A 16,030-nucleotide genomic window follows, 5' to 3' on the forward strand; every position below is an offset into this window, starting at 1 on the left:
CCCGACATCGGCGCCCGCGCAGAACGCCCGCCCCTCCCCCCGGATCAGCACCGCGCGCGCCCCGTCGAGCCCGGCGAGCGCATCGCGGATCTGGTCGAACATCGCCGTCGGCGCGGCATTCAGGCGATCCGGACGATTGAGCGAGATGACCAGCACATCGCCATCGCGTTCGACCCGGATCATCGCTTCGCTCATCACCCTGCCTCCAATTGATCGTTCCCCGCCCCCTATGCCATACTGCATCTTCGAAACAATGTCGGATGGAGAAGATCATGGCCACCGCGATCAAGTCGCCCGCGACGATGAGCGATGCGGAGCGCGATGCGCGCCAGCAGCTCGCGGCCTGTTACCGCATTTTCGACATGCTCGGCTGGTCAGAGATGATCTATAACCACATCACGCTGAAGGTGCCGGGCGAGGACGGCGCGTTCCTGATCAATCCCTTTGGCCTGCACTTCAGCGAGGTAAAGGCGTCGAACCTCGTCAAGATCGACATCGACGGCAACAAGCTCGACCTGAACCCGCACCCGGTCAACCTCGCCGGCTTCACCCAGCATGCGCTGTTCCACCGCCACCTGCCCGACGCGCATTGCATCATGCACACCCATACCACCGCCGGCATGGCGGTGAGCGCGGTCGAAGGCGGCCTGCGCCCGACCAACTTCTATGCCTGCAACTTCGTTGGCCAGATCGCATACCATGATTTCGAGGGGGTGACGGTGCGCGCCGAGGAGGGCGAAAGGCTGATCGAACATCTGGGCGACAAGCGCGTGATGCTGCTGCGCAACCACGGCATTCTGGTGATGGGGCGCACACTGCCCGAAGCCTTTATCAAGCACTGGTCGCTACAGCGCGCGTGCGAGATCCAGGTCGCGACCGCGTCGATGGGCACGCCGATCGAGGTTCCCGCCGACGTCGTGGCCATCCATCAGCGCGACCTGCACAAGGTGCAGATCCCCGGCGGCGCGGGCGCGGCGGATTTCGCCGCGATGGTGCGATTGGTCGACCGCATCGACCGCAGCTGGCGCGACTGATCGGGCGCGGGTTCCTCGCGGTCCGATCCTGCGCTATCCGGAACCGCGATGACCCGTTTCACCGTCAACAACCAGCCGGTCGAATACCGGCTCGATCCCGCGACGCCGCTGCTTTGGGCACTGCGCGACGCGTCCAACCTGACCGGAACCAAATATGGCTGCGGCACCGGCGATTGCGGGGCGTGCACCGTGGATATCGACGGCCAGGCGGTGCGATCGTGCCAGGTGACGATCGCGGCGATCGAGGGGACGTTCGTCACCACGATCGAGGGCCTGTCGCGCGAACGCGACCACCCGGTCCAGCAGGCGATGATCGCGGCCAACGTGTCGCAATGCGGCTATTGCCTGCCCGGCATCGTCATGGCGGCGGCGGTCCTGCTGAGGCGCAATCGCGACCCGTCCGAAGCCGACATCGTCGACGCGCTCGGCAACCTGTGCCGGTGCGGCATCTATCCACGCCTGGTCGACGCGGTCCAGATGGCGGCCCGGATCGCGCGGGGCGACGAGACTATCCCGGTGCCGGCCCAGCCGGGCATCGACCCGCGCGAAGCTGCGCGCAGCGTACCGGCCCTGCGGCCTTGAGCTTTCCTTTCTGATTGCTGTCAACGTAATTCAGAAACGGGTCATCGCAGCGTGGGTAGACGACAGGCATGTGGCGATCGTGCCACGGAGACGTGACGATGCGAAATATCCTCTTGAGCCTGTTGATCGGCGCCACCGCGCTGACCCCCATCGCTGCCACTGCCCAGGATCGTGACGGTCGTGGCGGGCGTGGCGTTCGCCCCGAACGTGCCGAGCGCGTCGACCGCGGGGGGGCGCCCCGCGCCGCCGAACGCCGCGAAGCGGGCGAGGAACGTCCGGCTTTTCGTCAGCAGCGAAACGAAGCGAGAGCCGAGCGCCGCGAATTTCGTCAGGAGCGCCGGGAATTCGGCGAGGATCGGCGCGCCTTTCGTCAGGATCGTGCCGACGATCGCCGCGACTTCGCCCGCGAACGTCAGGATGACCGGCGCGATTTCCGCCGGGGAGAGGTGACGCGCGAAGCATTCCGCGCGGATCGCCAGGACGATCGTCGCGACTTCCGTAACGAGCGGCGCGACGATCGCCGCGACTTTGCCGGCGAGCGGCGCGAGTTTCGCAACGACCGTCGCGAATTCCGCGATTTCCGCAATGACCGGCGCGACGTTCGCGATGATCGTCGCGATTTCCGCGACAACCGCCGCGATTTCCGGGATGACCGACGCGATTTCCGTAACGATCGTCGCGACTGGAACGGCCGCCGCTTCGGCGACTGGCGCGACGACCAGCGGTATCGGCGCGGTTGGGATGACCGGCGCGACTGGAATCGCGGCTGGCGCGGCGACAATCGGTACAACTGGCGCGACTGGCGCGGCCGCAATCGGAACCTCTATCGCCTGCCGCGCTATTACGCGCCGAACGGCTGGAATTACGGCTATCGCCGCTTTTCCATCGGCCTGACGCTCGGCTCGCTGCTGTTCGCTCCGCAATACTGGATCGACGATCCGTTCTACTATCGCCTGCCGCCGGCCTTTGGTCCGTACCGTTGGGTGCGCTATTACAATGACGCGTTGCTGATCGACATCCGGTCGGGTCGCGTCGTCGATGTCGAGTACGATATCTTCTGGTGACGATCGCCGGATGGCGAAGCGCGGAGGCCCGGCGGCGACGTCGGGCCTCTTGCGTTTCGGGGGCGGCTTTGTGCAGGGTCGGCGACGATGTTCTGGTCCCGCCGCCGCAAAGCCCCTGCCCGTCCCGGCCCACCGTCGCCGGCGCGCCGTGACATCGGCGTGCAGGTTGCGGCGCGACTGGCCGCGACCCCGGGCATGCGCCGCGTGCCTGTCGACGGCGCACAGATGTTCACCCACCCCGACTATCTGTCGCCGGCGCAATGCCGGCTGTTGATCGACCTGATCGACGCGGGCCGCCGCAAATCGACGCTGTTGTCGACCAGCAACGACCCCTATTTCCGGACGAGCGACAGCTGCGACCTCGATCGCTGGTCGCCCGACGTCCAGCCGATCGACGAGGCGATCGCCGACCTGCTCGGCATGGAACCGCGGCAGGGCGAGACGATCCAGGGCCAGCGATATGCGCCCGGCCAGCAGTTCCGCGCCCACCACGACTATTTCAACGAGAACGAGCCCTATTGGGAAACGATGAAGCCGTTCGGGGGCCAGCGCACCTGGACGGCGATGGTCTATCTGAATGACGTGTCAGATGGGGGATCGACCTGGTTCCCGCGGTTAGGCGTGCGTTTCAAGCCCGAACGCGGCCTGCTCGTCGCCTGGAACAACATGGGCGAAGACGGCAGCCCCAACGAAGCGACGCTCCACGAAGGGGTCGCGGTCACGCGCGGGGTCAAATACATCGTCACCAAATGGTTTCGCGAGGGCAGCTGGATCAAATGATCCCCGTGCTGGACCGCGCCCGCGCGATCGCCTAGCCCCGGTGGCAGCCATGTCAGCGATCCTCAACATCCGGCAATCGATCCTCGGCCAGCCCTGGCAGTGGCGCGGCCTGGCGAACGACACGGGCGGCGCGGATTACACGCCCGACGATCTGGTCACCCAGCTGTTGCTGGCGCGTGGCTGTGCGCGCGAGGATCTCGATCGCCATCGTGCGCCCAGCATTCGCGCATTCATGCCCGACCCGTCGATCTTCCGCGACATGGACCGCGCGGCCGAACGGATCGCGGACGCCGTCGCCGCGAACGAAAACGTCGTGATCTTTGGCGATTACGACGTCGACGGCGCGACATCGGCGGCGCTGCTGATCCGCCTGTTACGCGACCTGGGGCTGGCGGCGCGCGCCTATATCCCCGACCGGCTGATGGAGGGCTATGGCCCCTCGGGCGAGGCGCTGGTGCGGTTGAAGCGCGAGGGCGCGGACCTGATCGTCACGGTCGATTGCGGCGCACAGGCGTTCGAGGCGCTGGAGATGGCGCGCGACGCCGGAGTCGACGTGATCGTCGTCGATCATCACAAATGCGCAGCCGCGCTGCCCGTCGCGCATGCGGTGGTCAACCCGAACCGGCTGGATGAGGCGGAAGGCGCCGAACACGGCCACCTCGCCGCGGTCGGCGTCGCCTTCCTGCTCGGCGCGGCATTGCTGCGGGTGCTGCGCACGCGCGGCTGGTTCGCTGGCGGCCGGGCCGAGCCCCGCCTGCTCGACCTGCTCGACCTGGTGGCGCTCGGCACGGTGGCCGACGTCGCGTCGCTGCGCGGGCTCAACCGCGCCTTTGTCGCACAGGGGCTGAAGGTCATGGCCGCCCGGCGCAATATCGGGATGAACGCGCTGATCGAAGCTTCCCGCTTGACGCGCGCACCGAGCTGCAGCGACCTGGGCTTCGCGCTGGGCCCGCGGATCAACGCCGGCGGGCGCGTCGGCCGCGCCGACCTGGGCGTACGCTTGCTGACCACCGACGATCCCGACGAGGCACGACGAATCGCCGCCGAGCTCGACCAGCTCAATCAGGAGCGCCGGACGATCGAGGGCGAGGTGCAGGCGACCGCCGAGACGCTGGCGGGCGGAACGGCGCATGCGGTCGCGGTCGTCGCGGCGCCGGGATGGCATGCCGGCGTAATCGGCATCGTCGCGGGGCGGCTGAAGGAAAAGCTGGGTCGGCCGGCCATCGTCATCGCGATCGACGAACAGGGCATCGGCAAGGGGTCCGGACGGTCCGTCGCGGGGGTCGACCTGGGTGCGGCGATTCTGGCGGCGAAGGAAGCCGGTCTGCTGATCGCCGGCGGCGGCCACGCGATGGCGGCCGGGCTGACCATCGCTGCCGACCAGGTCGATGCGCTCACCGCGTTCCTCGACGCGCGCCTGGGCGACGCGGTTGCGCGCGCCGGGATCGGGCGCGCGCTGCTGGTCGACGCCGTGCTTGCGCCGCGCGCGGTCAACCCGGTGCTGGTCGATGCGCTGGAACAGGGTGGGCCCTATGGCATGGGCTGGCCCGCACCGCGCGTCGCCGCCGGCCCGGTGCGCGTGGTGAAGGCGGATGTGGTCGGCACCGGCCATGTCCGCGCCATCCTGTCGGGTGACGACGGCGCGACGCTCAAGGCGGTGGCGTTTCGCAGCGCCGTCACGCTGCTCGGCCAGGCGCTCCTGGCCGCCCCGCCCCATCGCCGGCTTTGGGTGGCGGGACGTGCGCGGCGCGACGATTGGGGCGCGCGCCCCGCCGCCGAACTGCATCTCGACGATGCGGCATGGGCGGAGTAGGCGGTCGAAAAGGATCGCTTGACCGCCGCGGATCATTTTTATAGGTGCGCCCGACCAGCCAAGGCATGGCCCCTTCGTCTAGCGGTCTAGGACGTCGCCCTTTCACGGCGAAAACACGGGTTCGAGTCCCGTAGGGGTCACCATCGTCAAGCTGAGAGTATCGGAACTGCGCCGTTCCGCATGATGTGGTGAAAACGGCTCCCAAGGTTTATCCTATGGACCATAGGCGCCCATCCCGAGCAAATCCCCGCTTGTTGCCGCCGGGCGAGCGTTCAGCCGGATCGATCAGACCAGCGCCGCCTGGCTGCTGACGCTGGCCTAGGCTTTGACCCGCGTCATCTGCGCGCGCACCGCACCGGGAGCAGCACCGCCTAGGCTGGGTTGCGCCGCTGCCGCCGGCCATAAAACACGACGCCGGCGATCTGCAGCCGGACCAGCCCAACGAGCGGGTCGACCGCTTGTTTGGCTTGACCCGTTGCTCCCGGCCATAGCACGTTCGATCGGCGCAAATCGCGTTGACGTGAGCAACCAGGAATAAGATGCGGGCAGTCTACCTCGTCGATGACGACGATATCATTCGGAATCTGCTGCGGGATGTCCTTTCGGGCATTCCGGACCTGCTGCTGTTCCCCTTCCGCGCCGGGAATGATTTCATCGCCGCCCTTCCCGATCTGGCAGGCGGCGTGCTCATGTTGGACATGAAGATGCCCGGCATGAGCGGCCTTGATGTCCTTGAGGCGATTCACCGTCAGGAAGGTCGTTTCACCACCATCCTGATGACAAGTCGGCCGGCTGTCGCCGATGTCGTAAAGTGCATCAAGATGGGCGCTTACGACTTTCTCGAAAAGCCGATCGATCCGGACGCCCTGGTCGACTGCATTGAATCGGCACTTGAGTCGCTCTGGGAAACGCGCGCGAAACTCGCAGCCAGGGCGGAGGCAATGAAACGGATCAACCGTCTGACCGATCGCGAACTGGGAATACTCGACCTTATGGTTGACGGGTTGCCCAACAAGGTGATCGCCGACCGCCTGTCGCTCAGCACGCGTACGGTGGAGGTTCACCGCGCCAGTCTGATGGCGAAAATCGGCGCGGAATCTTTGTCCGCCGCGGTTCGCATGGCGGTTCTTGCCAACCCGTATATTCTGCAGGAATTGCCTTAACCGCAGTTTGCGGAAACTACGTACGCCCCCCAAAACGCTCTGGTTACGGCCATCGCCCTACGCTTCCCGACACAGTTTCCGGGATAGGGATGAGGTAGACATGAGCATCAAGGGCAAGGGCCAGGTCGGGGGTGCCGTCATACTGGGCGCAATGGCCGTGTCCGTCATTTTCACCAGTGTACAGATCGACAAGATCCGCTTCGGCGGCGACATGGATCGGCGCAACCAGCAGGTCAGTGACCTGACCGCGGATATTCTTCCGCCGCCCGAATATGTGATCGAACCCTATCTCGAGGCGACGCTGCTGGTCGCGAACCCGTCGACGCTTCCCGACCGGCAAAAGCGCCTGGCCGAACTCGAGCAGCAGTTCAATGATCGCTATGCCTACTGGAAATCATCGGACCTCCCGCCTGCACTGAAAGAGCAGATCCTGAATCGATCGGGTGCGAAGGCAATAGAATTCTGGACCGAACTGAATCAGCGGCTTCTGCCCGCCGTCGCCGGCGGCAATATGGACCGAGCACAGGCCAGCTATGCGCGTCTCACCGACGACTATGCCAGCCATCGTGCGGAGATCGACAAGCTGGTGGTCGCGGCTGGCGAGGCCCAAACTCGCCTGAGCGAGGATAGCCACGCGACCCTCGGTTCGACGATCCTGTGGCTCAGCGTGCTCGGCGTCCTGATCGTCGCCATGCTGGTCGGTGGAATCTTTTATCTGATCCGCAATGCGCTGAACCCGCTATCGGCAACCGCCGACGCCATGCGCCGAATGGCAGAGGGCGATTTCGACGTCGCGGTCGAAGGAAACGGCCGCAAGGATGAAATCGGCACAATGGTCCAGGCTATCGAAGTGTTTCGGGCAGCGTCGAAGGCGCAGGCCGAGGCCGAAAGCAAGCAGCGTCAGGTCGTGGAAGACCTCGCTGCCGGTCTGCGCCAGGTCGCCGATGGCAACATGACCCATCGCATCGATCACCCATTTGCAAGTGAATATGAAACCTTGCGCACGAGCTTCAATCAGACGGTGGAAGGACTTGCGACCATTCTCGCGCGCGTGTCAGGCTCGGCATCCAGCGTCCACACTGGCGCTTCCGAAATCCGCGCCGCGTCCGATGATCTGGCACTCAGGACCGAACAGCAGGCGGCAAGCCTTGAGGAAACCGCGGCGGCCATGAACCAGGTTACCCGCATGGTTCAGGAAACCGCGCGCAGTGCCGCGGAGGTCAACGGCTCGATTGCCCAGGCGCACCGCGAAGCGACCGAGGGTGGGCAGGTTGTGCGGCGCGCAGTCAGCGCGATGGGCGCGATCGAGAAATCGTCTCAGGAAATCAGCCAGATCATCAACGTGATCGACGGTATCGCCTTCCAGACGAACCTTCTCGCGCTCAATGCCGGGGTGGAAGCCGCCCGCGCCGGTGATGCCGGAAAGGGGTTCGCGGTGGTCGCGAACGAAGTACGCGCGCTTGCCCAGCGCTCCGCCGACGCCGCCAAGGACATCAAGGGCCTGATCATGACCAGCAGCGAGCAGGTCAGCGACGGCGTGACGCTCGTCGGCGAAACCGGCTCGCTTCTCGACCGCATCGTCGAACGCGTCGGCGCGATCAGCGCGCTGATCACCGCGATCGCCGAATCCGCCGAAGTCCAGTCGGCCAACCTGCAACAGGTAAATGGCGCAGTGGGCGAGATGGACAAGATGACACAGCAGAACGCCGCGATGGTCGAAGAATCGACCGCCGCCGCACGCAGCCTGGCCGGGGAAGCCGACGAACTGTCCAGCCTCGTCGCCCGCTTCCGCACGGGCAGTGTCGAGGAAATGCCGGTAGCGATGCCGGCCCCGGTCCGCCGTAGCCGCACGCCGCGCCGCGCGCCGGTCGTGCAGGGCAACCTCGCGATGAAGCCCGTGGATGACGAGGACTGGTCGGAATTCTGATCGGTCGCCGGGGGCAAGGAACAGGATCATGCACATCATTGCGCTACCCGCGCGGTGCGACGCGACGGCGGTCGACGCAGTTCTTCCCGAGCTGATCGCCGCACTCGCATCCGGCCCGACCACGATCGACGGCAGCCATGTCGTGCAGATCGGACAGGCTGGCCTGCAGCTGCTCGTCAGCGCGCGGAAAAGCGCGGATGCTGGCAACCGGGCCTTGTCGATCATCGCGTCGGATCCGCTGCGGGACATTGCGTCCGTTACCGGCCTCGACACGCTTCTTTTCGGGGCGGCGGCATGACGAGCGACGAAATCCAGGCAATCTTCTTCCTTGAATGCGAAGAAGCGCTGGCGGCTGCCGAAACCGCGCTCGATGCCTGCCGTGCCGGCAGCTACGATGCCGATACGATCAACGCGATTTTCCGAGCGGTACATTCGATCAAGGGGGGCGCGGGGGCATTCGGGTTCACGGCGCTTCAGCACTATACGCACGGGTTCGAAACACTGCTTTCGGACGTGCGCGACGAAACCGTCACCCTCGGACCGGAACTGGTCGACCTGATGCTGCGCGCGCTCGACGTGCTGAACGATCATGTTGCTTCGGCACGCGGCAATGACGGACCGCCCGATGATGCAGCATTGCTGAAGCGACTGGCTGCGGCCCAAAGCGGTTCAGCTCCTGAACACCCCACAGAAGGGGTAACGCACGCCGCTTCGACACCCGTTCCCGCCGTGGGCGATGTCGCCGATCTCGACTTCGACCTTGACGCCATGCTCGGCGACATCGCTGCGGAAGTCGCGCCGGAACACGGCGGCCGTTCGGCACATATCCGACCACTTGATGCCGCGATGCAGAATGGCGGGGAGCCGGTTCTGCTGCTGCGCGAGCTCGTTCGCTTGGGTGCGATCTGTACCGCGGTAGACTGCGCCGCCGTACCCGCGCTCGAACAGTTCCGCAGTGCCGCTGCCTGCCTCGCCTGGACATACAGCCTGCCGGACACGGTATCCGACGATGCCGTGATGGAGATATTCGACTTTTTCGGCGACGATTTCGTCATCACCATCGCTAGCGGTGAAGCGCAGCGACATGCGGAGAAATCCTCCGAATCGACCGTGTCGATGGCGGCGTCATTGGCCGCGACCGGCGCTGCCATCGCCGGACCAGAAGTTGCAGTCCCGGCGGTCGCCACGACGCCGTCCGTTCCGGAAACCAAGTCCAGCCCGGTCCCCGCGGCCGCCGCAGCGGCACCGGCGGCAGGCGGCCAGTCGATCCGCATCGACCTGATCAAGCTCGACCGGCTGATCGATGCCGTCGGCGAACTGGTGATCGCGCAGGCCATGATGGCCCAGCGGCTTTCCGGTCACGGACTGGCCGGGATCGAGGAACTGGCGATGCTGGACGGGCTGACCCGCGACATCCAGGAAAACGCAATGGGCATCCGCGCGCAGCCGATCGGATCGGTATTCAGCCGCGTGCCGCGTATGCTGCGCGAACTCGAGGGAACGACCGGCAAGCGCGTGACGCTCGAAGTGAGTGGAGAGGCGACCGAGCTCGACAAGACCGTCATTGAACGGCTCGGCGAACCGCTCACCCACCTCATCCGCAACGCGGTCGATCACGGTATCGAACCCCCGGCGGATCGGGTCGCCGCCGGCAAGTCACCCCAGGGGACGCTGCGCCTGTCCGCTGAACATCGCAGCGGTCGCATTGTCATCCGTGTCAGTGATGACGGAAAAGGCATTGATCGCGAACGCGTGCTGGCAAAGGCGGTCGAGCGCGGGCTGGTTTCTGCGGACGCCACACTGTCGAGCGAAGAAATCGACAACCTTATCTTCGCGCCCGGCTTCTCGACTGCGCAGACCGTATCGAACATCTCCGGCCGCGGCGTCGGAATGGATGTGGTGCGCCAGAACGTGAAGGATCTGGGCGGTCGAATCAGCATCGAATCGACTCCCGGCGCGGGCAGCGTTTTCACGCTCGCTTTGCCGCTCACGCTGGCGATATCCGACGGCATGATTGTCACGGTCGGCGATCAGACGCTGGTCGTGCCGCTTGCGCATGTGGTCGAGAGCCTGCGCCCTGAACCGGGCGACGTAAAACGGCTCGGGACCGATCGCACGATGCTCGACGTGCGCGGTAAGTTCATCCCGATCCTTCCGCTTGACCGGGCGGTAAACGCGAACGGCGCGGTCGCCGATCCGTGCCAGTCGGTGCTGATCGTCGTCGATACCGAGATCGCCGGAAGGGCCGCGCTTCAGGTCGATGCGATCTGCGACCAGCGCCAGTTTGTGATCAAGAGCCTCGACACCCATTACCGCCCGGTCGACGGGGTGGCCGGCGCGACCATATTGGGGGATGGTCGCGTCGCACTCATCGTGGACGTGGACGCGCTCGTGTCGAACGCGGTCACAAGCCCGCTCAGGGCCGCCGCATGAACGCCGCGCTCGCCCTCGACCGGATGCCGGGAATCAGTCCCGACGTCTATCGCACCGCCGATTTCGAAGCTGTGCGCGACATCGTGCACGGCGAGGTCGGCATCGTCCTGCCAAACGGTAAGGCGATGCTGGTCTATTCGCGCCTTGCGCCGCTCGTCCGCAACGCCGGCTGCGGCACCTTTGCCAATTATGTGAAGCGGATCGAAAGCGACCAGACCGAGCGCAAGCGGGCGATCTGCGCGCTTACCACCAACCATACCTTCTTCTTTCGCGAAGGCCATCATTTCGATCACCTGCATGACGATGTCCGACCCGCGTTGCAGCGCAAGCTGTCGGCGGGGCAGCCCGTGCGCATCTGGTCCGCCGGCTGCTCGAGTGGTGAAGAAACCTGGTCGCTCGTCACGACGATGCTGGGGGAGGACCGCGGCGTGGGACACCGCATGGCGGAAAGCGACCTGATCGTCCTGGCAAGCGATATTGCCGACCACGCCCTCATCAGCGCGCGTCAGGCGACCTATTCCGCAGCATCGCTTGAAGCTGTGCCCGCACCCCTGCGCAAGCTGTGGTTTGACGAACGGGACGGCCTTGCCACGGTATCGGCCGCCGCCCGCGCGGTCGTGCGCTTCCGTACGCTCAACCTGCTCGGTCCTTGGCCGATGTCGCGCCTGTTCGACGTCATCTTCTGCCGCAACGTGATGATCTATTTCGATCAACCGACCAAGGAACGGCTCGTCGCCCGCTTCGCCGAACAGCTGCTCCCCGGGGGCACGCTCTACATCGGACACAGCGAACGCGTGACAGGTCCCGCCGCCGCCCTGCTCAGCCCGATTGGGCCCACCATCTATCGAAAGTCCGCACGATGAGCATCCGGGTTTTGATCGTCGATGATTCGCCGACCATGCGCGCGTTGCTGAGCGAGTTGCTGCGCCGCGAAAGCGACATTGAAGTGGTCGGCACCGCAGTGGATGCCGCCGATGCACGCGCCCAGATGCGGTCGCTGAATCCCGACGTGGTGACGCTCGACATCGAAATGCCGGGCATGGGCGGGCTCGACTTCCTGGAAAAGATCATCCGCCTGCGCCCCACGCCGGTCGTGATCGTGTCCGGGCTGACCCGCGACGGGGCCGATGCCACCGCCCGCGCGCTCTCGATCGGGGCGGTCGATTGCTACGCCAAACCGCAGGGCCGCGCCGGGGAATTGTTGACCAGCGACGGGGGGAAGCTTGCCGACCTGATCCGTGCCGCCGCAATGGTGCGCAACGCACCGCGGCAGGCCAAGGCCCCGGCGCCTGTCATGCCGTCGCTTGGCACGGCGCGGGGTGCCGCGCGACTGATCGCGATCGGTGCGTCGACCGGGGGGGTAGAGGCGCTTCAGCAATTGCTTACCCGCTTCCCCGCGGACTGCCCGCCGGTCGCGGTGGTCCAGCACATCAACGGTCATTTTGCCGAAGCGGTCGCGCGGCGGCTTGATGCGCAATGCGCAGCCCGCGTTGTCATCGCGGAGCCCGATGTAACAATGCAGCGCGGACACATCTATCTGGCCGGCGGCAATGAACGCCACCTTCAGGTGCGCAGCGGAAGCCAGCTGTACACCCGTGTCCGCCCCGGCGAAAAAGTGGGCGGCCATCGTCCAAGTGTCGATGTCCTGTTCCACTCGGTCGCCGAAACGCTCGGTGCCGATGCGGTCGGCATCCTGCTGACCGGCATGGGAAGCGACGGGGCACGGGGTCTGCTGGCGATGGCCCGGGCAGGAGCGCAGACCATCGTTCAGGACGAAGCGACCTGCACCGTATTCGGCATGCCCAAGGCGGCAATCGCGCTGGGTGCTGCGGGTGTCGTCGCCCCGATTCACCAGATCGCCGATTATGCACTGGCAAGGGCAGCCTGACATGTTGATGACCGCCACCCAATCCTGCCCGAAAATGGCCCGCCTAACCGTCATGCAGGGTCAGGTACGCGTCAGCGACAGCGCGCGCGTCGAACTCACCACTGTGCTTGGCAGCTGCATCGCCACCTGCCTTTTCGATGCCCAAGCGGGCGTCGGCGGCATGAATCATTTCCTGCTTGGCGAGCCCAAGGCTTCGCAGGCTTCGGCGGCGGTCGACGAACATTACGGCGTCTATCTGATGGAAGTGCTGATCAACGAAATGCTCGCCTATGGTGCGACACGTTCGAGACTGCGCGCCCGGATCTATGGCGGCGCCAACATGCACAGCGGCATGGCGCGGATCGGCACCGCGAATGCACAGTTCGCCAAAGTGTTTCTGGAACGCGAACGCATCGCGCTCGTCCATGCCGACCTTGGCGGAGTGCGTGCGCGCCGCGTCGATTTTCGCCCTGCATCGGGCCAAAGCCGCTGCCGGGTCGTCGCCGAAGCCGTTGCCCCCGCCCACCTTCCCATGCCGCGCCACGACGTATCGAGCGGCGACGTCGAACTCTTTTGATCAAGCGAGACCAGACATGACCATGACCTGCACCCGCATCCTTACCGTCGATGACAGCGCCAGCATGCGCGCGCTGCTGAAACACGCGCTGACGGCGGAGGGATTTGATGTCGATCAGGCCGTCGACGGCATCGATGCGCTGAGCCGGCTTTCGGTGGCTGATTACGATGTGGTTATCACCGACATCAACATGCCCAATCTCGACGGATTCGGCCTGATCGAGCGGGTGCGCGGCCAGGGTCTGCATCAGGGCCGACCGATCCTCGTGCTCACAACTGAAAGCTCCGACGAGAAGAAGGCGCGCGCGCGCGCTGCCGGGGCGACTGGCTGGATCGTCAAACCCTTCGATGCCGCCAAGCTGGCGACCGCCGTTCGCAGAGTCGCCCACTGATCATCTTTGCGCAGGGAGAAGGAAATGACCCGTCAGCTCATCACGTTCGAAGTCGAACAACAGGTGTTCGGCATCGACATCATGGCCATCCGCGAAATCCGTGCGTGGACGCCGACCACGCGCCTGCCGCATGTGCCGCATTTCGTCGTTGGCGTCGTCAATCTGCGCGGCACGGTGTTGCCGGTGTTCGACCTCGCGGCACGGCTGGGTTGGCATCCGTCGGAACCGACCAGCCGGCACGTCATCATCGTGACCCAGGTGGAAGGCCAGTTTCGCGGACTGATCGTGGACTCGGTCAGCGACATCGTCACCATTGGCCCAGACGCGCTGCAGCCGCCACCTGCCACCACCAACGACAGCGTCGTGCCGTTCCTCGAAGGCCTCGCCGCGATCGAGGACAGGATGGTGATGGTGCTCGACCTGCGCGAACTCACGCAGGGTCAAGACATCGCCGAGGCCGCGTAGCCAGAAACAGTAACGATCACCATTCGGGATACATCACATGACCGCCAAGAAAGTACTTATCGTCGACGATTCAATGACCATGCGCGCGCTGTTCACGAACGCGCTTGAGCGCAGCAAGGATCTGGTGGTGGTCGGTGCAGCGAACGGAGCCGACGAAGCGCGAGATATGATTGCCGAACTGCGCCCGGACGTGCTGACCCTGGATGTGGAAATGCCCGGCATGACCGGCATCGAGTTTCTGGAAGAATTGATGACCTCGCGGCCCGTACCGGTCGTGATGCTCTCCACCCTTACGCAAAAAGGCGCTGACGTTTCGTTGCGTGCGATCGAACTCGGCGCGGTCGACTGCTTTCCCAAACCGGCGCGCGCCACGCCCGACGAGTTTGAAAAGATCGTGGGCAAGCTGTGCAAGACCGTGCTGACCGCGGCCAGCACAAATCTTGCTGCACGCCGCGCGCAGAAAGCCGCCCGGCCTGCCGCCGGCCCGGGCACATATCACTGGGACGGGTCGCTCGTCGCGATCGTCGGCGGCATGGGCGGCATCGAGGCTGCGTCCGAAATGCTCGCCGGCTTCCCTGCGAACTGCCCGCCGACCATCCTGATGCTCGCGATCGACGAAGGCTTCGGCGTGCCCTTTGCTGCCAAGCTGTCCAGATCGATCGCGCCAAAGGTGAAGCTGGCGGCGGATCACGAACCGCTCGAACAGGGCACCGTTTACATCGCGGTCGATCCCACACGGCATGTTGTGATCGATCGCTGGCCGGGTGGCACAATGCGCCTGGTTGATCGCGAACCGGTAAATGGCTGTCGTCCCTCTGCAGACCTGCTGCTAGGTTCGATCGCAAAGACCGCGGCAGGCAAATGCCAAGCCGTGATCCTGTCGGGTGGTGGCAGTGATGGTCGCGCCGGAATGGCCGCGGTTCATGGATCGGGCGCGAGATGCTTCGGTCAGTCAGTCGAAACCGCGCTCGTCGCCGACGCCATCATCGCAGCGTCCAGCGCCTGCCCCCTCATCAGTGTCGCGCCAGCAGATCTGGCGGCTGCGCTCACCCAGGCGTCTGTGGTGCAAAATGCAGCATGACCTTTCCCGCCTGCGCCGCGAGTGGGATCGCCTCATCGCTTCCGAACTGCGTGCGCTGAGTGCGCAGATCGATGCGTTGGGCGCAATTCTGTGCGACGATTTAGCGGTCGTCTCGGCGCATGGTGAAACGCTGCAGCAGATCGACCGCATCGCCCAGGAACAACGCTGCCTCGCCGATCTCGTCGACGCGACGTGCCGCAACCATGCCGTCAGCGGGTTGACCCTCGACAATCTCGCGGCCCGCCTCGCCCGCGCCGCCGTTGCGTCCGATGTCGGCTGCGCCGTCCCCGCCGCACAAGAGGTTCGACCATGACCGGGCAGCCGTTGAACGTCCTGATTGTGGACGATTGCGAAATCGTTCGTAATCTTCTCGCGAGCCTTCTCCCCTCCCCGATATTTCGACCCTGGTTTGCGGAGAACGGACGACAGGCGCTGGCTTGGCTCGAACTTCAAGAATTCGACATAATGTCTACCGATTACAACATGCCGACCATGGACGGCCTTGAACTGGTTGCGATGGTGCGCGGTAATTCACGCCATGACGGGATGCCAATTCTGATGATATCGAGCGAGCAGAACCGTGCGATTCACGATCAGGCGATCGCGTATCGCAATGTGCACTGGTTGCCCAAGCACGCGGCGATGCTCAGTTACCAGCAGGCGCTGATCGCCAGTATCGACAGCGCAGCGAGTGAACGGCCAAATCGAAACTGCGCGGCGGCGTGAGCCCTCGCTCCCCTATCCTCCGCTGCCCAAACTTTCCAGGATATGCTTGCCTGAATGTGCCGGAATGTCGAACTGGGATGGTGCCGCCTTCTCGGACAGGTCGGCGGCTCCACGCCTGGACGACGAA

The 16,030-nt window shown here is 65.1% G+C and carries 18 protein-coding genes and 1 tRNA gene; 18 read left to right on the forward strand and 1 reads right to left on the reverse strand.

All coding sequences use genetic code 11. From position 1 onward, the window contains the following. A partial coding sequence (locus tag AX709_RS11500; protein WP_231727506.1) for an enoyl-CoA hydratase/isomerase family protein occupies nucleotides 1-195 on the reverse strand: 195 nt, incomplete at its 3' end. A gap of 77 nt (nucleotides 196-272) precedes the next feature. On the opposite strand from AX709_RS11500, the gene AX709_RS11505 reads away from it, so the two are divergent. From AX709_RS11505 to AX709_RS11590, 18 genes are all read left to right on the forward strand, one after another. After that, the gene (locus tag AX709_RS11505) at nucleotides 273-1,034 is read left to right on the forward strand and encodes a class II aldolase/adducin family protein (protein ID WP_066478759.1); all 762 of its coding nucleotides are present in this window, start codon (nucleotides 273-275) and stop codon (nucleotides 1,032-1,034) included. Between the two features lie 48 nt (nucleotides 1,035-1,082). Further along, nucleotides 1,083-1,616 (forward strand): (2Fe-2S)-binding protein, encoded by a 534-nt coding sequence (locus AX709_RS11510; protein ID WP_066549442.1) that lies wholly within the window; start codon nucleotides 1,083-1,085, stop codon nucleotides 1,614-1,616. Between the two features lie 98 nt (nucleotides 1,617-1,714). Further along, entirely contained in the window at nucleotides 1,715-2,680 is a 966-nt protein-coding gene (locus tag AX709_RS11515) for an RcnB family protein (RefSeq protein ID WP_066685303.1), read from the forward strand. A gap of 87 nt (nucleotides 2,681-2,767) precedes the next feature. Further along, a complete protein-coding gene (locus tag AX709_RS11520) occupies nucleotides 2,768-3,460 on the forward strand; it encodes a prolyl hydroxylase family protein (protein ID WP_066549444.1) in 693 nt (230 codons plus the stop codon). A gap of 49 nt (nucleotides 3,461-3,509) precedes the next feature. Beyond that, nucleotides 3,510-5,273, forward strand: a complete 1,764-nt coding sequence (gene recJ, locus AX709_RS11525) for a single-stranded-DNA-specific exonuclease RecJ (RefSeq protein WP_066549445.1) — start codon at nucleotides 3,510-3,512, stop codon at nucleotides 5,271-5,273. A 67-nt stretch (nucleotides 5,274-5,340) separates the two neighbouring features. Next, a tRNA-Glu gene (locus AX709_RS11530) sits at nucleotides 5,341-5,416 on the forward strand. A 396-nt stretch (nucleotides 5,417-5,812) separates the two neighbouring features. Beyond that, nucleotides 5,813-6,436, forward strand: coding sequence for a response regulator transcription factor (locus tag AX709_RS11535; RefSeq protein ID WP_066478653.1), 624 nt, complete (start codon nucleotides 5,813-5,815; stop codon nucleotides 6,434-6,436). 100 nt (nucleotides 6,437-6,536) lie between these two features. Next, a complete protein-coding gene (locus AX709_RS11540) occupies nucleotides 6,537-8,363 on the forward strand; it encodes a methyl-accepting chemotaxis protein (protein WP_066549447.1) in 1,827 nt (608 codons plus the stop codon). Nucleotides 8,364-8,391: 28 nt separating this feature from the next. Beyond that, a complete protein-coding gene (locus AX709_RS11545; RefSeq protein WP_066478641.1) occupies nucleotides 8,392-8,661 on the forward strand; it encodes an STAS domain-containing protein in 270 nt (89 codons plus the stop codon). Further along, nucleotides 8,658-10,796 (forward strand): chemotaxis protein CheA, encoded by a 2,139-nt coding sequence (locus AX709_RS11550; protein WP_066549449.1) that lies wholly within the window; start codon nucleotides 8,658-8,660, stop codon nucleotides 10,794-10,796. The genes AX709_RS11545 and AX709_RS11550 overlap by 4 nt, the downstream gene beginning before the upstream one ends. Then, nucleotides 10,793-11,659 (forward strand): CheR family methyltransferase, encoded by an 867-nt coding sequence (locus AX709_RS11555; protein ID WP_066549453.1) that lies wholly within the window; start codon nucleotides 10,793-10,795, stop codon nucleotides 11,657-11,659. Before AX709_RS11550 ends, AX709_RS11555 begins: the two co-directional genes overlap by 4 nt. Beyond that, nucleotides 11,656-12,684 (forward strand): protein-glutamate methylesterase/protein-glutamine glutaminase, encoded by a 1,029-nt coding sequence (locus AX709_RS11560; protein WP_066478636.1) that lies wholly within the window; start codon nucleotides 11,656-11,658, stop codon nucleotides 12,682-12,684. The genes AX709_RS11555 and AX709_RS11560 overlap by 4 nt, the downstream gene beginning before the upstream one ends. Before the next feature lie 7 nt (nucleotides 12,685-12,691). After that, nucleotides 12,692-13,240 carry a chemotaxis protein CheD gene (locus AX709_RS11565; protein ID WP_082731764.1) on the forward strand — a complete coding sequence of 183 codons (549 nt, stop codon included), beginning with the start codon at nucleotides 12,692-12,694 and terminating at the stop codon, nucleotides 13,238-13,240. Nucleotides 13,241-13,256: 16 nt separating this feature from the next. Further along, on the forward strand, nucleotides 13,257-13,631 hold the full coding sequence (locus AX709_RS11570) for a response regulator (RefSeq protein WP_443026199.1): 375 nt from the start codon (nucleotides 13,257-13,259) through the stop codon (nucleotides 13,629-13,631). A gap of 24 nt (nucleotides 13,632-13,655) precedes the next feature. Beyond that, the gene (locus AX709_RS11575) at nucleotides 13,656-14,096 is read left to right on the forward strand and encodes a chemotaxis protein CheW (RefSeq protein WP_066549454.1); all 441 of its coding nucleotides are present in this window, start codon (nucleotides 13,656-13,658) and stop codon (nucleotides 14,094-14,096) included. Nucleotides 14,097-14,133: 37 nt separating this feature from the next. Then, the gene (locus AX709_RS11580; protein ID WP_066549455.1) at nucleotides 14,134-15,177 is read left to right on the forward strand and encodes a chemotaxis protein CheB; all 1,044 of its coding nucleotides are present in this window, start codon (nucleotides 14,134-14,136) and stop codon (nucleotides 15,175-15,177) included. Continuing rightward, nucleotides 15,167-15,490: a hypothetical protein gene (locus tag AX709_RS11585; protein WP_066549457.1), complete on the forward strand. Its 324-nt coding sequence runs from the start codon at nucleotides 15,167-15,169 to the stop codon at nucleotides 15,488-15,490. Before AX709_RS11580 ends, AX709_RS11585 begins: the two co-directional genes overlap by 11 nt. Next, nucleotides 15,487-15,903, forward strand: coding sequence for a response regulator (locus tag AX709_RS11590; RefSeq protein ID WP_066549459.1), 417 nt, complete (start codon nucleotides 15,487-15,489; stop codon nucleotides 15,901-15,903). The genes AX709_RS11585 and AX709_RS11590 overlap by 4 nt, the downstream gene beginning before the upstream one ends. Nucleotides 15,904-16,030: the final 127 nt, after the last annotated feature.

This window comes from Sphingomonas sp. CCH15-F11 (genome assembly GCF_001557005.1).
GTDB lineage: Bacteria > Pseudomonadota > Alphaproteobacteria > Sphingomonadales > Sphingomonadaceae > Sphingomonas.